The 18,279-nt window shown below is 60.5% G+C and carries 20 protein-coding genes, 2 tRNA genes and 1 pseudogene; 9 read left to right on the forward strand and 14 right to left on the reverse strand.

The features are described from left to right. Together NW863_RS07960 and NW863_RS07965 are read right to left on the reverse strand one after the other, a co-directional pair. Nucleotides 1-632: pseudogene (locus NW863_RS07960) on the reverse strand (DUF58 domain-containing protein); the annotation flags it as partial. Between the two features lie 426 nt (nucleotides 633-1,058). Further along, nucleotides 1,059-2,219, reverse strand: a complete 1,161-nt coding sequence (locus tag NW863_RS07965) for a DegT/DnrJ/EryC1/StrS family aminotransferase (protein ID WP_414365692.1) — start codon at nucleotides 2,217-2,219, stop codon at nucleotides 1,059-1,061. A gap of 225 nt (nucleotides 2,220-2,444) precedes the next feature. Here NW863_RS07965 and NW863_RS07970 point away from each other — a divergent pair, with 225 nt between their 5' ends. Further along, nucleotides 2,445-3,458 carry a glycosyltransferase family 9 protein gene (locus NW863_RS07970; protein ID WP_414365693.1) on the forward strand — a complete coding sequence of 338 codons (1,014 nt, stop codon included), beginning with the start codon at nucleotides 2,445-2,447 and terminating at the stop codon, nucleotides 3,456-3,458. Between the two features lie 96 nt (nucleotides 3,459-3,554). On the opposite strand, the gene NW863_RS07975 is transcribed toward NW863_RS07970, so the two are convergent. The 5 genes from NW863_RS07975 to NW863_RS07995 form a co-directional block, all read right to left on the reverse strand. Beyond that, nucleotides 3,555-3,635: transfer RNA gene (locus NW863_RS07975), tRNA-Leu, on the reverse strand. A gap of 338 nt (nucleotides 3,636-3,973) precedes the next feature. Continuing rightward, nucleotides 3,974-4,945 (reverse strand): M23 family metallopeptidase, encoded by a 972-nt coding sequence (locus NW863_RS07980; RefSeq protein WP_414365694.1) that lies wholly within the window; start codon nucleotides 4,943-4,945, stop codon nucleotides 3,974-3,976. Between the two features lie 28 nt (nucleotides 4,946-4,973). Beyond that, complete coding sequence (locus NW863_RS07985; protein WP_414365695.1) at nucleotides 4,974-5,795, reverse strand: biotin--[acetyl-CoA-carboxylase] ligase; 822 nt, start codon at nucleotides 5,793-5,795, stop codon at nucleotides 4,974-4,976. Between the two features lie 14 nt (nucleotides 5,796-5,809). Further along, the gene (locus NW863_RS07990) at nucleotides 5,810-6,454 is read right to left on the reverse strand and encodes a DUF3318 domain-containing protein (RefSeq protein ID WP_414365696.1); all 645 of its coding nucleotides are present in this window, start codon (nucleotides 6,452-6,454) and stop codon (nucleotides 5,810-5,812) included. Then, nucleotides 6,451-7,188 (reverse strand): pyridoxine 5'-phosphate synthase, encoded by a 738-nt coding sequence (locus NW863_RS07995; protein WP_414365697.1) that lies wholly within the window; start codon nucleotides 7,186-7,188, stop codon nucleotides 6,451-6,453. Before NW863_RS07995 ends, NW863_RS07990 begins: the two co-directional genes overlap by 4 nt. 182 nt (nucleotides 7,189-7,370) lie before the next feature. On the opposite strand from NW863_RS07995, the gene NW863_RS08000 reads away from it, so the two are divergent. Then, on the forward strand, nucleotides 7,371-8,438 hold the full coding sequence (locus NW863_RS08000) for a hypothetical protein (RefSeq protein WP_414365698.1): 1,068 nt from the start codon (nucleotides 7,371-7,373) through the stop codon (nucleotides 8,436-8,438). Between the two features lie 129 nt (nucleotides 8,439-8,567). Here the strand turns inward: NW863_RS08000 and NW863_RS08005 are convergent, their stop codons facing one another. Beyond that, a complete protein-coding gene (locus NW863_RS08005) occupies nucleotides 8,568-8,924 on the reverse strand; it encodes a hypothetical protein (RefSeq protein WP_414365699.1) in 357 nt (118 codons plus the stop codon). 126 nt (nucleotides 8,925-9,050) lie between these two features. On the opposite strand from NW863_RS08005, the gene lepB reads away from it, so the two are divergent. Further along, complete coding sequence (lepB, locus tag NW863_RS08010) at nucleotides 9,051-9,737, forward strand: signal peptidase I (RefSeq protein ID WP_414365700.1); 687 nt, start codon at nucleotides 9,051-9,053, stop codon at nucleotides 9,735-9,737. A gap of 15 nt (nucleotides 9,738-9,752) precedes the next feature. Here the strand turns inward: lepB and sds are convergent, their stop codons facing one another. Continuing rightward, nucleotides 9,753-10,724, reverse strand: a complete 972-nt coding sequence (gene sds / locus NW863_RS08015; RefSeq protein WP_414365701.1) for a solanesyl diphosphate synthase — start codon at nucleotides 10,722-10,724, stop codon at nucleotides 9,753-9,755. 89 nt (nucleotides 10,725-10,813) lie between these two features. On the opposite strand from sds, the gene NW863_RS08020 reads away from it, so the two are divergent. Beyond that, nucleotides 10,814-11,233 carry a metal-sensing transcriptional repressor gene (locus tag NW863_RS08020; protein ID WP_414365702.1) on the forward strand — a complete coding sequence of 140 codons (420 nt, stop codon included), beginning with the start codon at nucleotides 10,814-10,816 and terminating at the stop codon, nucleotides 11,231-11,233. 51 nt (nucleotides 11,234-11,284) lie between these two features. On the opposite strand, the gene NW863_RS08025 is transcribed toward NW863_RS08020, so the two are convergent. Together NW863_RS08025 and NW863_RS08030 are read right to left on the reverse strand one after the other, a co-directional pair. Beyond that, nucleotides 11,285-11,722: a TerB family tellurite resistance protein gene (locus NW863_RS08025; protein WP_414365703.1), complete on the reverse strand. Its 438-nt coding sequence runs from the start codon at nucleotides 11,720-11,722 to the stop codon at nucleotides 11,285-11,287. Between the two features lie 91 nt (nucleotides 11,723-11,813). After that, on the reverse strand, nucleotides 11,814-11,987 hold the full coding sequence (locus NW863_RS08030) for a zinc ribbon domain-containing protein (protein WP_414365704.1): 174 nt from the start codon (nucleotides 11,985-11,987) through the stop codon (nucleotides 11,814-11,816). A gap of 457 nt (nucleotides 11,988-12,444) precedes the next feature. Here NW863_RS08030 and rpsP point away from each other — a divergent pair, with 457 nt between their 5' ends. The 5 genes from rpsP (at nucleotide 12,445) to cysQ (ending at nucleotide 15,934) form a co-directional block, all read left to right on the forward strand. Next, a complete protein-coding gene (rpsP, locus tag NW863_RS08035; RefSeq protein WP_414365705.1) occupies nucleotides 12,445-12,891 on the forward strand; it encodes a 30S ribosomal protein S16 in 447 nt (148 codons plus the stop codon). A gap of 63 nt (nucleotides 12,892-12,954) precedes the next feature. Beyond that, the gene (locus tag NW863_RS08040) at nucleotides 12,955-13,230 is read left to right on the forward strand and encodes a KH domain-containing protein (RefSeq protein WP_414365706.1); all 276 of its coding nucleotides are present in this window, start codon (nucleotides 12,955-12,957) and stop codon (nucleotides 13,228-13,230) included. Beyond that, on the forward strand, nucleotides 13,227-14,330 hold the full coding sequence (locus NW863_RS08045) for an ArsA family ATPase (RefSeq protein ID WP_414365707.1): 1,104 nt from the start codon (nucleotides 13,227-13,229) through the stop codon (nucleotides 14,328-14,330). Before NW863_RS08040 ends, NW863_RS08045 begins: the two co-directional genes overlap by 4 nt. 27 nt (nucleotides 14,331-14,357) lie before the next feature. Beyond that, nucleotides 14,358-15,119: an imidazole glycerol phosphate synthase subunit HisF gene (gene hisF, locus NW863_RS08050; protein WP_414365708.1), complete on the forward strand. Its 762-nt coding sequence runs from the start codon at nucleotides 14,358-14,360 to the stop codon at nucleotides 15,117-15,119. Nucleotides 15,120-15,130: 11 nt separating this feature from the next. Continuing rightward, nucleotides 15,131-15,934, forward strand: coding sequence for a 3'(2'),5'-bisphosphate nucleotidase CysQ (gene cysQ, locus NW863_RS08055; protein ID WP_414365709.1), 804 nt, complete (start codon nucleotides 15,131-15,133; stop codon nucleotides 15,932-15,934). Nucleotides 15,935-15,946: 12 nt separating this feature from the next. Here the strand turns inward: cysQ and NW863_RS08060 are convergent, their stop codons facing one another. The 3 genes from NW863_RS08060 to NW863_RS08070 all read right to left on the reverse strand — a co-directional run bounded on the left by NW863_RS08060 (nucleotide 15,947) and on the right by NW863_RS08070 (nucleotide 17,794). Continuing rightward, complete coding sequence (locus NW863_RS08060) at nucleotides 15,947-16,411, reverse strand: pentapeptide repeat-containing protein (RefSeq protein ID WP_414365710.1); 465 nt, start codon at nucleotides 16,409-16,411, stop codon at nucleotides 15,947-15,949. A gap of 166 nt (nucleotides 16,412-16,577) precedes the next feature. Continuing rightward, nucleotides 16,578-17,351 carry a PspA/IM30 family protein gene (locus NW863_RS08065; protein ID WP_414365711.1) on the reverse strand — a complete coding sequence of 258 codons (774 nt, stop codon included), beginning with the start codon at nucleotides 17,349-17,351 and terminating at the stop codon, nucleotides 16,578-16,580. A 371-nt stretch (nucleotides 17,352-17,722) separates the two neighbouring features. Continuing rightward, a tRNA-Val gene (locus tag NW863_RS08070) sits at nucleotides 17,723-17,794 on the reverse strand. Between the last annotated feature and the right edge of the window lie 485 nt (nucleotides 17,795-18,279).

Consider the following 18,279-nt stretch of genomic DNA (forward strand, 5'->3'; position numbering starts at 1 on the left):
TGGGGACGATAAGGCCGCAGGCTAAGGTAGTCCCCCTCCTGGCCGGCCTGAGGGCGCAACTGGCTACCGCCGCTCAATTGTTCCCACAGCAACAGGTTTTGGACAGGGGCAGGCCGAGGAAACACAATCACCGTCTGCGGGTCCTCGATTTCCACTGCCTTGCGGAAGAGTTCAAAGGGAAAGCTGGTGGCAATCTCAAAACCCTGCAACTGCCACACCCCTCGCCTTGAAAAGGTGTGTTGATAGAAAGTCTCCACCCTGCTGCCGGGATCCAGCCGCAGCACATAGCTGGAAGGCCAGTCCGTCTGCCTCAACCCCTCGATGCGTTCGCTCACCTGCAGCGAAAAACTGGGCAGGTGTCGCTTGCGATTGACCAGCGTCAGCCCCACCAAGACCGGCTGGCCGGCAAAGATGCGGCTGGGCAACCGCCGGCTCACCTCCAGATCTTTGAGGGTGAGCTCGGAGAGGAGGCCGCTGAGGAGAATGAGGCTAAGCAGCATCCCCAGCACCAGGTATAGGGGATTGTTGCCGGTGTTGAAGGCGGCAATACTCACCAGGAGGGTGATCCCGACAAACCGACCCCCGATGCGGGTAAAGCGGAAGCGGCGCAGAAAACGAACCCGCTGCCTCAACTGGGGAGAGCGGATCCCCAACTTCCACCGCCACCGCAAGGATTGGAAGAGTTGAAATGCTGCTTGGCTAAGTTTTGGTAACACTGGCATCCCTTCTCCGCCGCCCTGTGCCGCTAACTCTTGCCCCTCAACCCTCCGCTGGAGTTAGGGGGAGTACTGGACATTCTCAAACATTGAGCTACGCGATAGGGCAAGTCCCGCAAATTTACTGGTCGGATCCTTCCTGCCATTCGTGTCAGCAGGACGGAGTCCTTTCGAGGCGGAATCGGGACAGTTGCGGTGGCACAGCAGTTACAGGCTAGCGATGGTGCTCTGGGGTTTTTCCTCAGACCTTTGAGGGATCCCTCCTACTTCGTCCAAGACAAGGTGGCTATCGTTGCGTTGGCCGGAGAATATCTGTACTTCGCAGCGTAAATGGATCAGGGGCTAGGGGCAGGGTTGTTCTGTGAGGATTTCGGCAATGGCCGCGGCCACTCGCTCTTGTTGCCGGAGGGTCAGCTCGGGAAAACAGGGCAAAGACAACACCTGGGCAGCACAGAGTTCGGCATTGGGCAAATCCCCAGGTTTGTACCCCAACTTTTTGCGGTACACCGGCTGCAGATGCAGAGGGATGGGGTAGTAAACGCGGCTGGCAATGCCCCGCTCCTGCAACTGCCGTTGCAAAGCATCACGCCGCCGTGAGTCGGTTGGGTGGGAGCCAGGCACCCGCACCGTGTACTGGTGCCACACCGAGTTGCCCCCCACCGCCACCTGGGGCAGGATGAGGCCAGGGATCCCCTGCAACAAGCGGTGATAGGACTCGGCAATGGCCTGCCGCCGCCAGTTCCACTCCCGCAGGTAAGGCAGCTTAGCCGCGAGGATCACGGCCTGCAGCGCGTCGAGGCGGCTGTTGAGGCCAATGTATTCGTGGTGGTACTGACAGACCTGGCCGTGTTCTTTGAGGATGCGCACCTGGCGGGCCAGTTGCGGATCCCGGGTTACCACTGCCCCGCCATCCCCTGCTGCCCCCAAGTTTTTGGTGGGAAAAAAGCTAAAGCAGCCGATATCGCCCCAGGTGCCCACTGGCCTGCCCCCCCAGCAGGCTCCTACCGCTTGGGCGCAATCTTCCACTACTGCCAACCCATGTCGCCGCGCAATGGCCAGGATCTGGGTCATGTTGGCTGCCTGGCCAAACAGATGCACTGGGATTATGGCTTTGGTGCGGGGAGAAATGCTCTTTGCCAGAAGCTGGGGATCCAGGTTAAAGGTGCAGGGATCCACATCCACGAACACCGGGCGTGCCCCCACCAAATCAATAGCCTCGGCAGAGGCAAAAAAGCTAAAGGCAGTGGTGATGACCTCATCGCCCGCTTGGATCCCCAAGGCCCGCAGGGCCAATACCAAAGCATCAGTGCCGGAATTGCAACTGACGGTCTCCAGGTCGCCGCCGCCAAGAAACTGGGAGAATAGCTTCTCAAAGCGCCGCACCGCCTCTCCCCCGATGTACTGGCCAGAGGCCAGCAACGCCTCCACCTCAGGCAGAAGGGTTGCAGCCAGAGCGCGGTATTGCAAAGTTAAATCCAGCAGCGGGATTGGCTCATCCGTCATGGTGCTGCCTTTTGGGGGGTAGCGGCCACAGCCCATCATCGAGGATAAGAGCCGGTGGAGACAACGCTCTGGCACCAAATTGGGCTTTTGTGGAGCTCAGTTGCTGAGCGAGCAGCTGGGATTCAGCCTCGCTCCGGATTGAGCCTAAGCTAGAGTGAACGCGGTACATTTCTGACCAGGGATCCCCTAGGCTGGATACAGCTACAGCTATCGACAGGATGCTCTATGCAGGTTGCTTCTCAACAAGTTGGCGGCAAAGCGCCTTTAGCACCCCGAATTCTAGCTTTGGTGCCGGGAGGGATTGGCGACCAAATTCTTTTCTTTCCCACCCTGGCAAGTTTGCGGCAGCGGTTTCCGGAGGCTGAGCTGGAGGTGATGGTGGAGCCGCGGTCGGCGGCTGCCTACGAGCTCTGTCCCTCGGTGAATCGGGTGCTGATCTTTCCGTTCAAAGAGCAGCTTTCATTGGGAGATATCAGCGATCTGCTGGGGCGAATCCGGGAACGGCAGTACGACGCCGTGCTGAGCCTGGGCAGAGGGCTGGGGGTCAAGCTCCTGCTCTGGCTGACCGGGATCCCGAAGCGGGTTGGCTATGCCCCTCCGGGTCCAGGTCGGCCTTGGCTCACCGACCCGGTGCCCCTGAAGCCGGCCCAATATGCAGCGAGCATGTATCACGACCTGTTACAGGGGTTTGGCATTGCGGCGCCGGCAGGCTTGCCCCAGATTCGCCTGAAAAAAACAGCTTTGGAATGGGCGGAGCAAGAGCGCAAGCGCCTGCTAGGGGATGCTGCCAAAGATTATGTGCTGTTGCACCCCGGCGCCAGCCAACTGTCACAGGAGAAGGGAATTCAGAAGATCTATCCCCCCGTCAACTGGGTCAGGGTGATCAAGGGCTTCCGGGAAAAGCGCCCTGAGCTGCCACTGGTGCTGCTGTTGGGGCCGGAGGATGAGAAACTGGCGGAGGGGTTTCTGTCGCAACTGCCGGATCTACCAGTCAGTCGTCCTCCCCAACTGGGCCAACTGGCGGCCTTGATCGCTGGGTCAACCCTGCTGCTTTGCACCGATAGCGCCCCCATGCATCTGGCGGTGGCCACCCAAACCCCTCTGGTAGCTCTGTTTGGCCCCACTGAACCGGAACGGCTGCTGCCCGCTGAGGGGCCGTTCCGCGCCGTTAAGGCTGCCAACGGAGTGATCGACTCGATTGCTCCTGAGCAAATCTTGCAAGTGATCTTCCCCGGCTAGCGACAGAAGACTTCCCCCAAGACCAGCCCAAAAGGTTAACAGTTTTTTCTTTCTCCCCCTAGGAGAAGGGCCGGGAATGAGGAGCTTGTTTGACCATGCGGACGAAGGGACTTGAACCCTTACGCCTTGCGGCACTAGATCCTAAGTCTAGCGCGTCTGCCATTCCGCCACGTCCGCAAAAGCTGACCCCACCGGCCAGTTGTTAGCCGACTCGGATCCCGCTCAATTACTCAATTATGCTAACGTGAACGACTCCCGACACTCATCTTTGTTGAGTCAACACAATATGGCTTACACCACACTGCGCGAACCGATAGCGTACGGGCTTCACGCTTCCCCGACTTGTTGGTACAGAGGTCTTAGCGTGCTGCCACTGTGCGATCCACAGTGGGAAACTCTCCAGAGAGTTAACTTATTCTTCTCAATTGTAGGACGAACGGCCGTCATCCCGACACTGATTGGCTCTTGAGTCAACACAATTTACCCATACAGTGCGGGGCTTCCCGCCAATTAAGCTAACCTGGCAACTGGGCAACGGCGACCTTCAGCTCTTCTGTGGCGTCCAAAACCACCCAACCTTGACCCGCTGTCTGCTTCCACAGCTCAAAGTGCAGGTGTGGCCCAGTGACCGCTCCGGTTGCTCCCACATAGCCGATCACGGATCCCTGTTCCACCACTTCCCCGGCTCTTACCGCGACTTCGGACATGTGGCCGTAGCGCGTGCGCCGACTGTCGGCATGCTCCAGCACAACCGTAATTCCCAGGCCTCCCAAGGATCCCGCGCTCACCACCTTGCCGCTCAACGAAGCCAGGATCGGCGTGCCTAGGCTGGCCCCTAGATCCACGCCGGCATGGAACTCTGGCTGGCCGCGGATAGGGTGAATCCGCACGCCGAACCCAGAGGTAATCGGCACGGGGTGGGGCAAAGGATAGAGCAACCGTTCTTCGCCTGCCGCCAATTCGGGCAATGCCGGCGTTGGCAGTTCAGGTGTTTGGGGTTGGCTGGGATCCTCAATGCGAATCTCTTCGCCCGGCATGAGGATGATGCGGCGACCGGAGCTGCGCTCCATCAGCACCACTGGCACCCCACTTTCCGGCTGAGCATCGACAGCCAAGTTCTGGGTCGCCGGCGGCTCCATGATCATTTCCCGCCCCACCACCGTCTCTACGCGGGTTTCTGCCTCTAGAGTTGGAGAGCTGCCAGGTTCGGACGCCAAGCCTGTGGACTCTGGGCTGCCCGCCGGCAGGGGAATGGCGCCATCCAACAGCAGGGCTTCTGCTGCAGGGGTGTCCAGAGCCGGGCCTACCGAGGGAGGGGGAGGCAGAGGATGGAGTTGCGTCTGCGCCAGCAGGGCGGTGGAGGAGAACCAGAGCAGGCCCAGTCCCAACCCTAAGCCCAGCCCTAGCCGCCGCAGCAACCGCGCCCTTCCCGCCAACCTGCTGCCTGGCCAAGAGGGAAGACGCAGCCAAAAAGACTTTGCCGACATGGGCAAGGGATCCATCACCCGCTACAGGTCACTCAGCAGAAAACGAAGGGTCACCGGCGATAGGCAGTTGATAGCTCAGGCGCACCTGGTCGGGAGCAAGGACGAGGATCAGCCCCCCCTGTGTTTGTACCCGCAGCCTCCCATCCCTGGCAAGGCCCAAAACCGTGGCCAGCGTCTCTCCTGGGGGCCATCGAACTTGCGGCTTTACCGCCCAGGCTTCGTACTCGGAGCGCACAGGAGCAAACCCCTCCTGCAGCCAGATCTGAAACCCGCGCTCCATCCCCTGTAAGACCCAGGCAGCAACGGCAGTGCCATCCTGCCCGGATCCCAAGATCTCGGCCAAATTGATTCCCTCAGCGGGCACGGGATTGTTGACATTTACCCCAATGCCAGCCACCAGCCCCAGCAGTTGCCCTCTCTCCCCAAAGCGGCTCTGCACCAAGAGGCCACCCAGCTTGCGCAGAGAACCTGGACACTGCTCATCCACCACCACTAGGTCGTTGGGCCATTTCAGTTGCAGCGGGATCCCCAGTCGCTGTCGTAGGCTGCCCGCAACACCCCAGGCCAGCGTCAGGGTCAACTCCAGCAGCGAATGCCGAAGAGGCGGGGATCCCAGCCAGACCGACAGGTACAGCCCCCCCGCTGGCGATTGCCATACTCGCCCATGCTGGCCCTGTCCTGCCCGCTGGCGGGTACTCACCAAAACCGTGCCCAGGGGCAGCGGCTGAGGGAAGCGACGACCCCAGTCCAAGAGCAGCCGGTTGGTGGAATCGGTTACTGCCACCTGGAGAAGGTGATGCCCCCAGGCCCCCCGACCCACCAGGGATCCCAGCCGCGCAGGGGAAAGCATGGCTCGGCTCGGCCCTAGCTCAACACAATGTCTTCTGCGGGGCGCTGGGCCAGCCGCTTCAGGTTTTGGTAGCGCAGCATGTCCAACAGGTCGTTGCCAGAACGCCCCTCCAGACGGGCCTCTAGGTGCAGCGCCTGCCCTAAGGCCTCCACCGCCTGCAGCCGTGGGATCCCGCGCAACACCAGGCGATCCACGGCGTAGGCATCGGCGGCCAGAAGACGGCGGTCGTTGGTTTGGTCGCGGCGCAACTGCCAAAGCGCCAAGCCGCTCAACCCTCCCGAAACCGTTGCCCCCACCGGGTCTTGCTGCACGACCTCGAAGATCAGGCTCAGCCCTCCCAGAGCCGCTATGGCCAGGTAAAAGTCGATTTGCCGCGAGGCTGCCCGGCTGTAGTAGCCCACCTTGTGGAGAAACAGCCCTGCCCGCTGCAGGGGAGTGAACTGTCGCCACTCGTAGGGCTTGATGAACAGCCGCATCTGCCGTTCCCAGGGCATTTGCCGACGGCCCTTGATCACCACCGTCTGCCGCTCCGAGGCCGGCAAGATCTTCACACTCTCCCGCATGCTGGCGGGCAGCAGATCCAGCAGGCGCTCGACCTCAGCCTGGTCGAGAACGTAGTTGTCGTAGCCGTTGTCGTAGCCGTAGTACTCCGAGTTCATGCCGGGCCTACTCCTGAGCCTAATCCCATCGCCTGACGCATCTCTCGCACCGCCCGATCCAACCCCACCAGCACCGCTCGACTGATGATGCTATGGCCGATGTTCAGCTCTTCCATGCCAGGGATCCGTGCCACCGGGCCGACGTTCCAGTAGGTGAGGCCGTGTCCGGCGTTCACCCGCAAGCCCAGTTGAATCGCCTGTTGGCTAGCCTGCCGAAGTTGGGCCAACTCCGCCTCTTGTTGCGCTTCCGAGGACGCCTCCGCATAGCGTCCCGTGTGCAGCTCCACCCAGCGGGCCCCCACCTGGGCAGCGGCGGCAATTTGGATGGGATCGGGATCGACAAACAAGCTGACGGGAATGCCAGATCCCTGCAGTTGGCTGACCACCTCGCTAAGACGCGACACCTGCCCTGCCACATCCAGACCCCCCTCGGTGGTGATCTCTTCTCGCCGCTCGGGAACTAAGGTGACATAATCGGGCTTGATCTCCAGTGCAATGGCTACCATCTCGTCGGTGGCGGCCATCTCCAAGTTGAGGTGGGTGCGCACCGTCTGCCGCAACAGCCGCACATCCCGATCCTGAATGTGACGGCGATCCTCGCGCAAATGCACCGTGATCCCATCTGCACCTGCCAACTCGGCAATTACTGCCGCTGCCACCGGATCCGGCTCTACGGTGCGGCGAGCCTGGCGCAGTGTGGCAATGTGGTCGATGTTAACTCCAAGACTTAACAAGGCCTGACTGCTGTGGGTGTAAAGGATTCTAGAATGCTCCTAGTATTACATTATTCAATTTGCGCTGGTCAGACGAGCCTGGATGCTGTGGGGTTCAGACGGCGGGGGAGGCAGCCTTTACTCTATGATCAAAATGCTCGAAAGTGACGTCTCGCCTGTGCGGGATCCACTCCAGGCTTGCCATGACTGATCCAAATGCCTCGCTGGCGGTGGGACCACACTCAATTATTGACCGGGCGCGGGTGCCGGCCCTGATTGCCCAGTACCTGCCGGTGGAGATCTGCATTTACTACCAGGTTGTGCCCGTGGCCCTGGATACCGATAGCCTCATTTTGGGCATGGTGGATCCCCAGGATTTGGCGGCGTTGGACTACGTGAGCAAGATGCTCGCCTATTCCCAGATCTCCGTTGAGCCGATCCCAATTACTTTTGAGCAGCAGCAGGATTTAATTGCCTACTACTTTAGCCACCCACCCAGCCCGGCAGAGGTGGAGCAGCTCCGCCTGCAGGTCCACGCTAACCGCACCACTCGGGAAGTCCCTGCTCCCGTAGCTGGGCCGCCCAGCCGACCGACTCCCACCCAGCCGCTGCCGGCACGGCCAACGGCTCCGCCCCTTCCTGCTGACGAATCGGAAGAGACGGTGCAGCAGTTGCTGAACTCAATGCTGCGGCGGGCTTTAGACGAGAAAGCAGAGCAAATTTTTGTAGAACCCCAGGAGGGAGTGCTGTGCCGGGTTCGCTACCGCCAGCAGGGGATTTTGCGGGATCTGTTCAAGGAACTCTCGGAGTCGATACGGGCAAAGTTGATCGCCGCCATGAAGCGGATGATGGCTCTCGATCCCAACCTCATCGGGGAGCCGCAGCAGGCAGAGGCGGAGCGGCTGTACCGGGGGGAGCCACTGGTGCTGCAGTTGCGCATTATCCCCCAGCCTTCTAAAAGCGGGCCAGGCTCCCCTCCCAGGGAAGGGGCCATCCTCAGCATTCTGCGAGGAGAAGCCCTCCAGAAGTATCAGCAAGGCCAAAACCGCCTCCGCGTCTCCGAGACTGTGGCTTTGGCCCAACAAACCCACCAACTGCTGCAGCAACTGCAAGTGGCCCTTAGCAGCACCCTGGGGAAGCTCAAGCAATATCCCACTCCCCCTGACAGCAACTGGCTCCTGATGGCAGAGACGTTAGCGGCCATTCAGGCCCAGGCCCAGATGATCGCTATCCACCAGCAGGACTGGGAAAAACTCACCTCTGGCAGTTGATCCCCCATGGGCATTTCGATGCAGGCCAGGCCATTGCTCTCCTGCCCCAATCCCTGCCTGTAGGAGTCCAGGAGCCTCTCCTCAGCGCCCCAGGCGTCTCATTCCCACGACAACCTGAGCGGCTTCTTCCTAACGGGATCCCTCCCGCAACAGCACCAAAATGACTCCGGCAATAATGCTGATGGTGGCGCCGGCAATCAGGCTGGTGGCTAGACGTTCCAGCCGTTCCCCGATGCTCTGAGCGGTGTCGAACTTAAAAGTCAGTTTTTCCAGGTCACCTGATAGTTTCTCGACGTCGCCCGATAGTTTCTCGACGTCGCCCGATAGTTTCTCGACACGCTCTGAGAGCTTTCCAGTATCTCCTGCGAGCCGATCGATCCGCTGCAAAATTTCCCCTTGTTGTTGGCTGAGGTGGGCTATTGCTTGGCTGTTGGTCTCGACCAAGCGCTCAAGCCGATCTAGGCGTTCTTCTGTTGAAATCGTCATGGGGTTTGCAAGTTACAGGCTACGTGTCTCTCGATCGTAAGCTACTGGCGGCCATTCGTCTTTTCGATGCTGGCTCCTGCTGGGTGCGATAATCTTGAGATCGTGCAGTCTTGTGCACTAGCCGCCATGCCGTCAAAAGATCCGACGTCTTTGCCCCAGCCCAAGCTGTCGCCAGGGGAAACCTCCGCCGGCTCCAGCTCCCGCACCTGGTGGCAGGCTCAGCGGGAGAACTTGCTGACAGTGGTGCTGGCGCTGCTGTTGGCCTTCGGCATTCGCACCTTTGTGGCGGAAGCACGTTGGATCCCATCTGATTCGATGCTGCCCACCCTAGAAGAAGGGGATCGGCTGGTGGTGGAAAAGGTCAGCTACCGCTTCAGCTCCCCCAGACGGGGCGACATCATCGTCTTCTACCCGCCTGCCAAGCTGAACTTCGACGGTGCCTATATCAAGCGGGTGATCGGCCTGCCGGGAGATCGCATCCGCATTGCCGATGGCAAGGTGATCGTCAACGGCATCCCGCTCCAGGAGGACTATATCTACGCTCCCCCCAATTACTCCTGTCCGGGCGAGCGCTGCCCCGGCGTGCCCAACCAGGGATCCGAATTTCTCGTCCCCCCCGGCTCCTATTTTGTGATGGGGGACAACCGCAACGACAGCCAAGACTCCCATGTGTGGGGATTTTTGCCGGAAGAGAACATCATCGGCAACACCATCTTCCGCTTTTGGCCCCCCAATCGCCTGCACTTTTTCACCCCCCCAGAGTATCCGGAGCTCTCTTCTGAAGGGGCGCAGGCTTCGGGGAGTCGAACCTAAACCTGGAAAAGTCTCTCAGCGGGCCCGCTCCAGCACATAGTCCACCATTTGAAACAAAGCTCGGCGGGCTACCGAATCGGGGAGAACTTCCAACGCCTCGGCAGCCCGACGGGCATAGTCTCGCGCCAACTGGCGGGAGCGCGGGATCCCATTGCTCTGGTAGACCCACTCCAGGGCCTGCTGGAGATCCTGGGGTTCGGCCAGCTCTCGGAGGATGAGCTCCCGCATCTGGGGAAACTCCTCCAGGGCGAACAAAACCGGTGCCGTCAAGTTGCCCTGGATGAGGTCAGAACCCACCGGCTTGCCGAGCATCTCTGCCGAGGCGGTGAAATCCAGCAGATCGTCCACGATTTGGAAGGCAATGCCCAGGTCGCGGCCAAAGTCAAAGAGGCGATCAGCCACCTCAGGACTGACCCCGCTCAGCAGCCCGGCGGCCTTAGAACTGCCGGATATGAGGGAGGCGGTTTTGTAGAAGCTCTTGGCCAGGTACTCCTCCAGCGACACATCCGGGTCGAAGCGGGTGAGGCTCTGGCGTACCTCGCCCTCCGGCAGATCCATGATTACCTTGGACAAGAGCTTCACCACTTCCAGATTGTCCAGGTTAGCCAAATACCAGGCAGCTTGGCCGAAGAGGTAGTCCCCCGCCAGCACCGCTACGCGGTTGTCGAAAAGGGTATTTACTGTGTCGATGCCCCGCCGCACGTCCGCAGTGTCGATGACATCGTCGTGCACCAAGCTGGCCGTGTGGATCATCTCGGTAATTTCCGCCAGGCGCCAATGCTGTGGGGTAATCTCCCCATCCGGCGTGGTAGCCCGCGCAATCAACAGCACAATCGCCGGTCGGATCCCTTTCCCCCCCGCCGAAAACAGATGTTCGGCAGCCATGGCCAGAATTGGGTGTTTGGCGCTAACCAGCCGCGACAGGTTCTGGCGTAAACGCTCCAGATCCGCTTCTACAGGGCCAAAGGGGGAGAGCACAGAGGTCATGGAGCCAAAGTATGAGAGGTTTTACAAAATTTCATATCTCCCCTTATTGTAGAGCACCCCAACGTTCTCGGGGAAAAGCGAGCGGTATCATGCAAACAGTCCTCTGCTTTTTTATGTCGGATCCCGTTTCCCCAGTTCCAACCGGCTCTGTCCCCCCGCTCCCTGCAGAACCCGATTGGGAGGAGGAGTGGGAGCTTGCGCTGGAGCAGCCACCTCTATCGGGGCGAGCCCAGCCTCACCACCATGACCCGCAGTCGCGGCGCAAGCTAATCCATCGTCTGGCTCGCATCGAGGGGCATGTGCGCGGGATCCGCTCTATGATCGAGCAGGATCAGCCCTGTCCGGATGTGCTGCTGCAGATTGCCGCTGTCAAGGGGGCACTGGATCGGGTGGCGCGCCTTATTCTTGACGACCACATCCGTCACTGCATCCGCCACGCCATCGAAAGTGGCAACATCGAGGTGGAACTGGAAGAGCTGCAGCGGGCCCTTGATCGCTACATCAGCTAGTGGATACAAGCCTTTCCCATGGGCGTAGGCTGGGCTTTGCTCAAGCCAAGGCTAGCTGTTGCCGTCGGCAGCGTAGCGCTCCAGCAGGGCGGCGCTTTTCAGTTGCCATTGCAGGCCCATGAAGGCCCAGTCCAAGAACTCGTTGATCTCCTCCTGGCTGAATTGCATGGCTTTGCCGATCTCGAAAATCAGAGCCTCTTCTTTTTCCGCCAGCTCGTTGTTGACCACCGCCATCGCCGCCAAATCTCGCAGGATTAGGGCTCCGGCTGCATTGTGTAGAGGAGGGATCCGGCTGAGGTCTAGGGTTGCGCCCGTCTCCTCGGCCAGGTAGCTTTGGGCCACCTGTTTTTCGACGCCCATCCCTTCGGCAATTTGCAGGAAAAAGTTGCTCTCCTCTTCGTCCAACTGGCCGTCCACTCGGGCTACCGCGATCAAGGCTTTGAGGTAGAGCTGGCGCTGCTCATCTGTCAAGTCGGCGTAGTTGACCATGGGGGTTGTTGCTGAGCTTGGGTTTCCTCTTCAACTTTGCCATAAACTGCCCCACCGCATAGGCGGGTGGGGTTTTGGGTAGCCCTGAAGCTCACTCACAAGGACTCCGTCCCGCATCCCCTCCCCAACAACAGGCCGGGTTGACCCAGCGAAAACGCTTCCCTTCCCGCTGGCCAAGCCACAAGCAGCGGTGACAGGTCTGCGAAGTGTAGGCAGGCGGCACCACCACAACCTTCACTCCTGCTCTTGCTGCCTTGTAGTGCACAAACTACCGCAACGGTTAGAACGCCCCTCGCGCTAGCGGGCCGTAGGCCTCACTGCTCAACCGCCGCCGCTCTGTCTGACTGCTGGTTGACTCGTCCACGCTCGCGCCAGCGGGCCGTAGGCCTTGGTCGCATCCAGCTTTGCGGCTTGTGAGGCAGACACCTTGAGCTTGCAAGAGATAATCAAAACTTGGGTCATGCTAGGTATATTGGGCGCTATCCCTCTCCACCGTATAGACGGTGAGGGATCCCGTGCATTCAGATGAAAATGCCACTTGGTGTCGATTCGGCCCTTTTTCCGCCGAGGAACAATCGATTATAATAGGGGGTCTCTGTCATAGCCAGCCGCCAAGACTTCCGCTGGGATGCGGTAAGGGGTGGCAGCTTGGCTTGTTTCATCTTTTCTTCTCTTGGTAACCCTTTACAGCTTGCGGAGCACCCCCGAGGAGCAGACACCCCATGGTTAAGTTACGGCTCAAGCGCTACGGAAAAAGACGGCAACCCAGTTATCGCATCATCGCTATTGAAAGTAAGACCCGCCGTGAGGGTCGTCCGCTGGAGGAGTTGGGCTACTATAACCCTCGCACCAAGGAGACAGTTCTGGAGACGGCAGGCCTGCTTAAGTGGTTGCGGCGTGGCGCTCAGCCTACAGACACTGTGGACGGGATCCTCAAAAAAGCCGGCCTCTACGAGATGTTGAAAGCTGGCGAGGGCGGAGTGGTTGCCGCGATTCGCATCCCAGCCATTGCCAAGCCTGAGGCTGGGATCCCTGAGCCGGAGCCGTCCACGGAGGAGCCTGCTGCAGCGGCGGATCTTCCTGAGGCGTCTGCGGAAGCGGCAGCGGAGGCGAACTCCCAGGAGCCGGAACCAGAGGCTGAAGAGAAAAAACCTCAGGTTGAGGCTTAGGGGCGGCTGCACTTTCGGCTAAGCTTGGCTCGGCAGTTGTTCTTCCCTGTCGTCTAGCTCCTCATGCCGGATTACGAAGCCCTTGTCCATCTCTTGATCGAGCCGTTGCTCAGCGGCGGCCCACCGCCAATGGACGTGGAAACCACCTGTGGCGGGCGCAAGGTTTGGCTGCGGCTGGCCTTTGACCCCAAAGATCGCGGGCGGGTATTGGGGCGGGGCGGGCGCACCCTGCAAGCCATTCGGCAGGTCATGATGGCGGCAGCTCAGTTGGCGGGGCAATCGCTGTACATCGACATCTATGGAGAATCTGGAGAGCGGGGTCGGGAGGAGCGGGAATGAGCCAAATCCTCACCTTTTTGGGCAAGGGGGGCACCGGCCGGAGCACCCTGACTGTGGCAGTAGCCCGGGCGGCAGCCCAGCAGGGGCGGCGGGTGCTGTTGGTCGGCCATCAGCCGGGGCCGGGGCTGGAGATGCTCTTGGGTGGGATCCCGCTTTCCGGCGAGCCGGTAACTATTGCCGCCAACTTGAGCGTGGTGCAGTTGCGCACAACCCAGCTTCTGGAGCAGTACTGGACGGCGGCCAAAGAGCTGGAAGCCCAATACGTACGCACTCCCTTTTTCCGGGAGATCTACGGTCAGGAGCTGGGGGTGCTGCCGGGCATGGATCAGGCCCTGGCTCTGGAAGCGCTGCGCCGTTACGATGCCAGCGGCCAATACGACTGCATTCTCTACGATGGTCCAGGGGATCTGACCACCTTGCGGGCCTTTGGGATCCCGGAGGTGGCCAGTTGGTACTGGCGACGGGCTTCTAAAGCTTTTTTGGGATCCGACTTGGCCAAAACCCTGCGCCCTTTTGCCGAGCCGCTGCTGCGGTCGGTTAGCACCGTGGAGTTCTCATCTTTAGAGGATCTGTCGAATCGCCTGGGGGGGATGACCAACATTTTCGAGCAGGGACGCCAGGCCATCGCCGATCCTCGTCGCGTGTTGGCCCACCTGGTGACCACCCCGGATCCGATGGCCGTGCAGACTGCCCGCTACCTCTGGGGCAGTGCCCAGATGGTGGGGCTGACAGTGGGTGGCCTCTGGGTCGTGCCGCTGGTTCCTGGGGAGGTGTCGGCTGCCGATTTTTCTCCGCTGCCTGTGCGCATCCTGCCGCGGCGCCAGGGATCCGATTGGTCGGCTTTGGAAGAGGCGGTAGGAGGGATTTTCGCGGCGCCGGAGGTGCCGCCGCCTGTAGCCATCGACGAGGGATCCCGCACCGTGAAGCTGTTTCTTCCCGGCTTTAGCAAGGCCCAAATCGAGCTGAGCCAATCTGGGCCAGAACTGACCATCACCGCCGGGGATCAGCGGCGCAACTTGTTCCTGCCCCCCAGCCTGGCAGGCCGGCAGGTAAGCGGGGCCAAGTTTCAAGAGCCTTTCTTAGTCATCAGCTTTGGCTAGGCCATCACGCCAGCGGAGGAGAAGGCGATGTTGGCCAAACGGATTATTCCCTGTCTGGATGTGGCGGCGGGGCGGGTGGTCAAAGGAATCCGGTTTGTGCAGTTGCGCGATGCCGGGGATCCGGTGGAGCTGGCCCAGGCCTACGACCAGGCGGGAGCTGACGAGCTAGTCTTTCTAGACATCACCGCCACTCACGAAGAGCGGGAGATCTTGCTGGAGGTGGTGCGACGCACCGCCGAGCAGGTGTTCATCCCCCTCACGGTGGGAGGTGGGATCCGCGATGTGGACGGGATCCGGCAACTGTTGCGGGCTGGGGCCGACAAGGTGAGCCTCAACTCGGCGGCAGTTCGGGATCCGGATCTCATTGCCCAGGCCAGCCGTCAGTTTGGATCCCAGTGCATCGTGGTGGCTATCGACGCCCGCGCCAAGCCTCAGGGTGGCGGCTGGGAAGTGTACGTGCGCGGGGGGAGGGAGCCGACGGGCCTGGACGCGGTGGAGTGGGCCAAAACCGTGGCCGAGCGGGGGGCAGGGGAGATCTTGCTCACCAGCATGGACGCCGACGGCACCCAGGCTGGCTACGACCTAGAGCTGACCCGCCGGGTGGCCGAAGTGGTGTCGGTGCCGGTGATCGCCTCAGGAGGAGCAGGAGACTGTGCCCACATCCGCCAAGCTCTCCAAGAGGGGGGAGCAGAAGCAGCCCTGTTGGCCTCGCTGCTCCACTACGGTCAGGTGACGATTGAGCAGATCAAAGCCGACTTGGCTGCCCACGGCATTCCGGTGCGTCGCTAAGGGAGGGATCCGTGCAGGCTCCAGATCTGGCTGCTCTCCTGCCCAAGGTGTGCCACCTAGCAGAAGCGGCAGGGCAGGCCATCTTGCCCTTCTATCGGCAAGAACGGCTGCAGGTCGAACTCAAAGCAGATGCCTCCCCCCTCACCCAAGCGGATCTGGCCTCCCACCGCCTGATCTTACAGGGCCTGCAAGACCTGACCCCTGAGATCCCCGTACTTTCAGAAGAATCTGGCGGCATTCCCTACACCCAGCGGCAGCCGTGGCGACGGTTTTGGTTGGTGGATCCCTTGGACGGCACGCGCGAGTTTATCGGGCGCAACGACCAGTTCACGGTCAACATTGCCCTCGTCGAGGCAGGGATCCCCATCCTAGGTGTCGTCCATGCCCCAGCTCTCGGTCTTACCTACAGGGCAGCGCAGGGCCTGGGGGCCTACAAAGGCAAAGAGCCCATCCGGGCCCGCCCCCCCGCCCAGGCTCCTCTGCAGGTGGTGGCCAGCCGCTCCCACCGCAGCCCGGAGACGGAGCAATTCCTGGAACAGCTGCGACGGCGCTACAGTTCTCTCGAAGTCAAGTCCGTGGGCAGTGCCCTCAAGTTTTGTCTGGTGGCTGAGGGATCCGCCCATCTCTACCCCCGCTTTGGCCCAACCCTGGAGTGGGATACCGCCGCCGCCCACTGTATCGTCGAGCAGGCGGGGGGAAGTGTCACAGATCTGAAAGGGGATCCCTTGCGCTACAACAAGCCCGACCTGCACAACCCGCCTTTTGTAGCGGCTGCCGAAGGCGTCGCCCAGTTGTGGCAAGGCTTGATCCCCTAGGCGAGGCTCCAGCTACATGCCCATTTCGGTGGGGTTGAAGCCATCCGGAAACTTGGTGTACTCGTCGTAGAGGGCACCGCGAAAACGGGTGTTGGTGATGATGGCTCCGCGCAGATCGGCGCCAATTCGCAAATCGGCGCGGCTAAGATCGGCCTCGCTGAGATCAGCTCTGAGCAACTTGGCCCGGTAGAGGTTGGCCCCGCGCAGATCGGCCTTGATCAGCTTGGCCCCGATTAGGTTTACCCGCCGCAGCTTGGCTCCGCGCAGGTCGGCTCCGGAGAGATCCGCCCCCGACAAATCCGCCTCACGCAAATCCGCCCCACTTAAGTCGGCATCTCGCAGGACAATGCCCCTCAAGTTCGCGCCGCTCAACTGCGCCCCGCTCAGGTTGGTTCCAGAAAAATCCCGCTGGCCAGACGCATAAGCCTGCAACAGTTGCTTAGCGTCTAGGAGAGGTTTGATATTCGCTGTTGTCATCGCTGTTGGTTCTCTCGCAAAAACGCAGGAAGGCTACCCTAACCCCCCCAGAGGCAGGTCAACGGCCCTTCCAGCCTAGCTTACCACCCTGTATTCTCTAGCTCAGGAAATCCCAACGCACCTGAGCCCAGAGGAGACACCCTTCGGAAGACACGGCCTCCCATGGTTAAAGCTGGTCGATTTCGCGGCGCAGATTTTCCAGATCTGCATCTACCTCGCTTTCAGCCGGGGCAGCAGATTGGGCTTGCGGCAAAACTTTCCGCTCTCCGGCGGGCAACTGGCCCTGCATCGCCGCTTTCAGCATCATCAGCTCATGATCGACATCTGCTCCACCCGCCTCCAGCGCGGCAAACTGTTGCTCCAAGCTGTCCACCGCCAGCTCGGCCACTGCCGCTGATTGGGCCTCCAGGGCGTTTACCTTCTCTTCCATGCGCTCAAAGGCTGCAAAGGCGCTGGTGGTGTCCACCCGTCCGATGACCTGGTTGATTTGTTGGGAAGCCTTGGCCGCCCGGGCCCGCGCGATGAGCATATCCTTTTTGGTCTTGGCCTCGGCGATTTTGCTCTCTAGCTTGGTCATGTTGCTTTTGAGGAGCTCCACCTGCTTGGTCTGCTCATCCAACTGCCGCTTTAGGCTTTGGGCGGTTTCGGCGAAAGTCTTCTTGCGCACCAGCGCTTCGCGGGCCAGAGCCTCGTTGTTGTTGCGCAAGGCCAACTCGGCCCGTCTTTGCCACTCGTCAACGTTCTGCTGCGCCTGCTCGTACTGCCGCTCTATCCGCTTCTGGGCAGCAATGGCCTGGGCAACTGCTTGCCGCATTTGGTAATGATCCTCAGACATGTCCTGAATGGTTTGGTTCAGGATCTTCTCCGGATCCTCAGCGCTGCTGACCAGCGCGTTGATATTGGATCTAATGATTCGGCTGACCCGATCGAACAATCCCATCGGTTGTTTCCCCCTCTAGCAGTCTGACCTAATGCTACCCTTGCCTTTCTGGCGCCTTCCAGTGCTTCTACTCCAGTATAGGGATCCCTGACTGGGATCCAAGGAAATTGGCCGCAGGGGATCCGGCCCAATCCCAGACCAACCCTCCAGCCGCCAAAACAGCCGCTGCAGAGATGGGCCCCTTCCTCACCTGGAAACCCTTGTTCTCGGGTTGGGCGTTCCCGAATGCCCACTCTGGCCGCGCCCCGTCTTATGTCCCACCCCTGGATTTTGGTGGATGACACTAAATTGTCGGGGTCACTGAAAGCCCAGAGGGTTTGCCGGATGAGAACTTTCCGAACTTGGGCAGATTCTCTTGGCTGGTCTGACAATGGGCTGTGCTGGAATCGAACCAGCGGCTCCCACCGTGTCAAGGTGGTACTCTACCTCTGAGTTAACAGCCCTCGCTGAAGCTGCGGCTGCGCATTTGCCCAAGGGTTGGAAATTGATGATATCACATCCGCAAGCCACTTCGAGGCTTACCCCTTGCCGCTCGGCGCTGCCAAGACGACTACTTCTACGGCCTTGTCCATTGGAAGGCCAAAAGCGCTTGCAAAGGGTTCTGAGTTGTTGTTCAGCCAGCCGCAGATCTGGCTAGGTCGATTACAGTTGATCGAACTCCCCTATTGCGCAAGCCTGTGGGGGACGGCATCGCCCCACCTTCAAGGCCTACGGCCCGCTTACGCGAAGAGATGGGGAAACACCCCAGCTACTTTTTACTTCCGGCTCCAGAAATCTCCTTACCACAATAGCTTCACAATGGCATGAACTACCCCACCGCGCAGGCGGGTGGGGTTTCCTCACCCGCTTGGCAGCAGAGCTTTTGTCTCTTCTTCTGCCCCAGTTGCTTCATGGATCCCGTGTACCGGGTCTCTGAAGTAGAGCTGAA

This window comes from Synechococcus sp. B60.1, from assembly GCF_047462555.1.
Classification (GTDB): domain Bacteria; phylum Cyanobacteriota; class Cyanobacteriia; order Thermostichales; family Thermostichaceae; genus Thermostichus.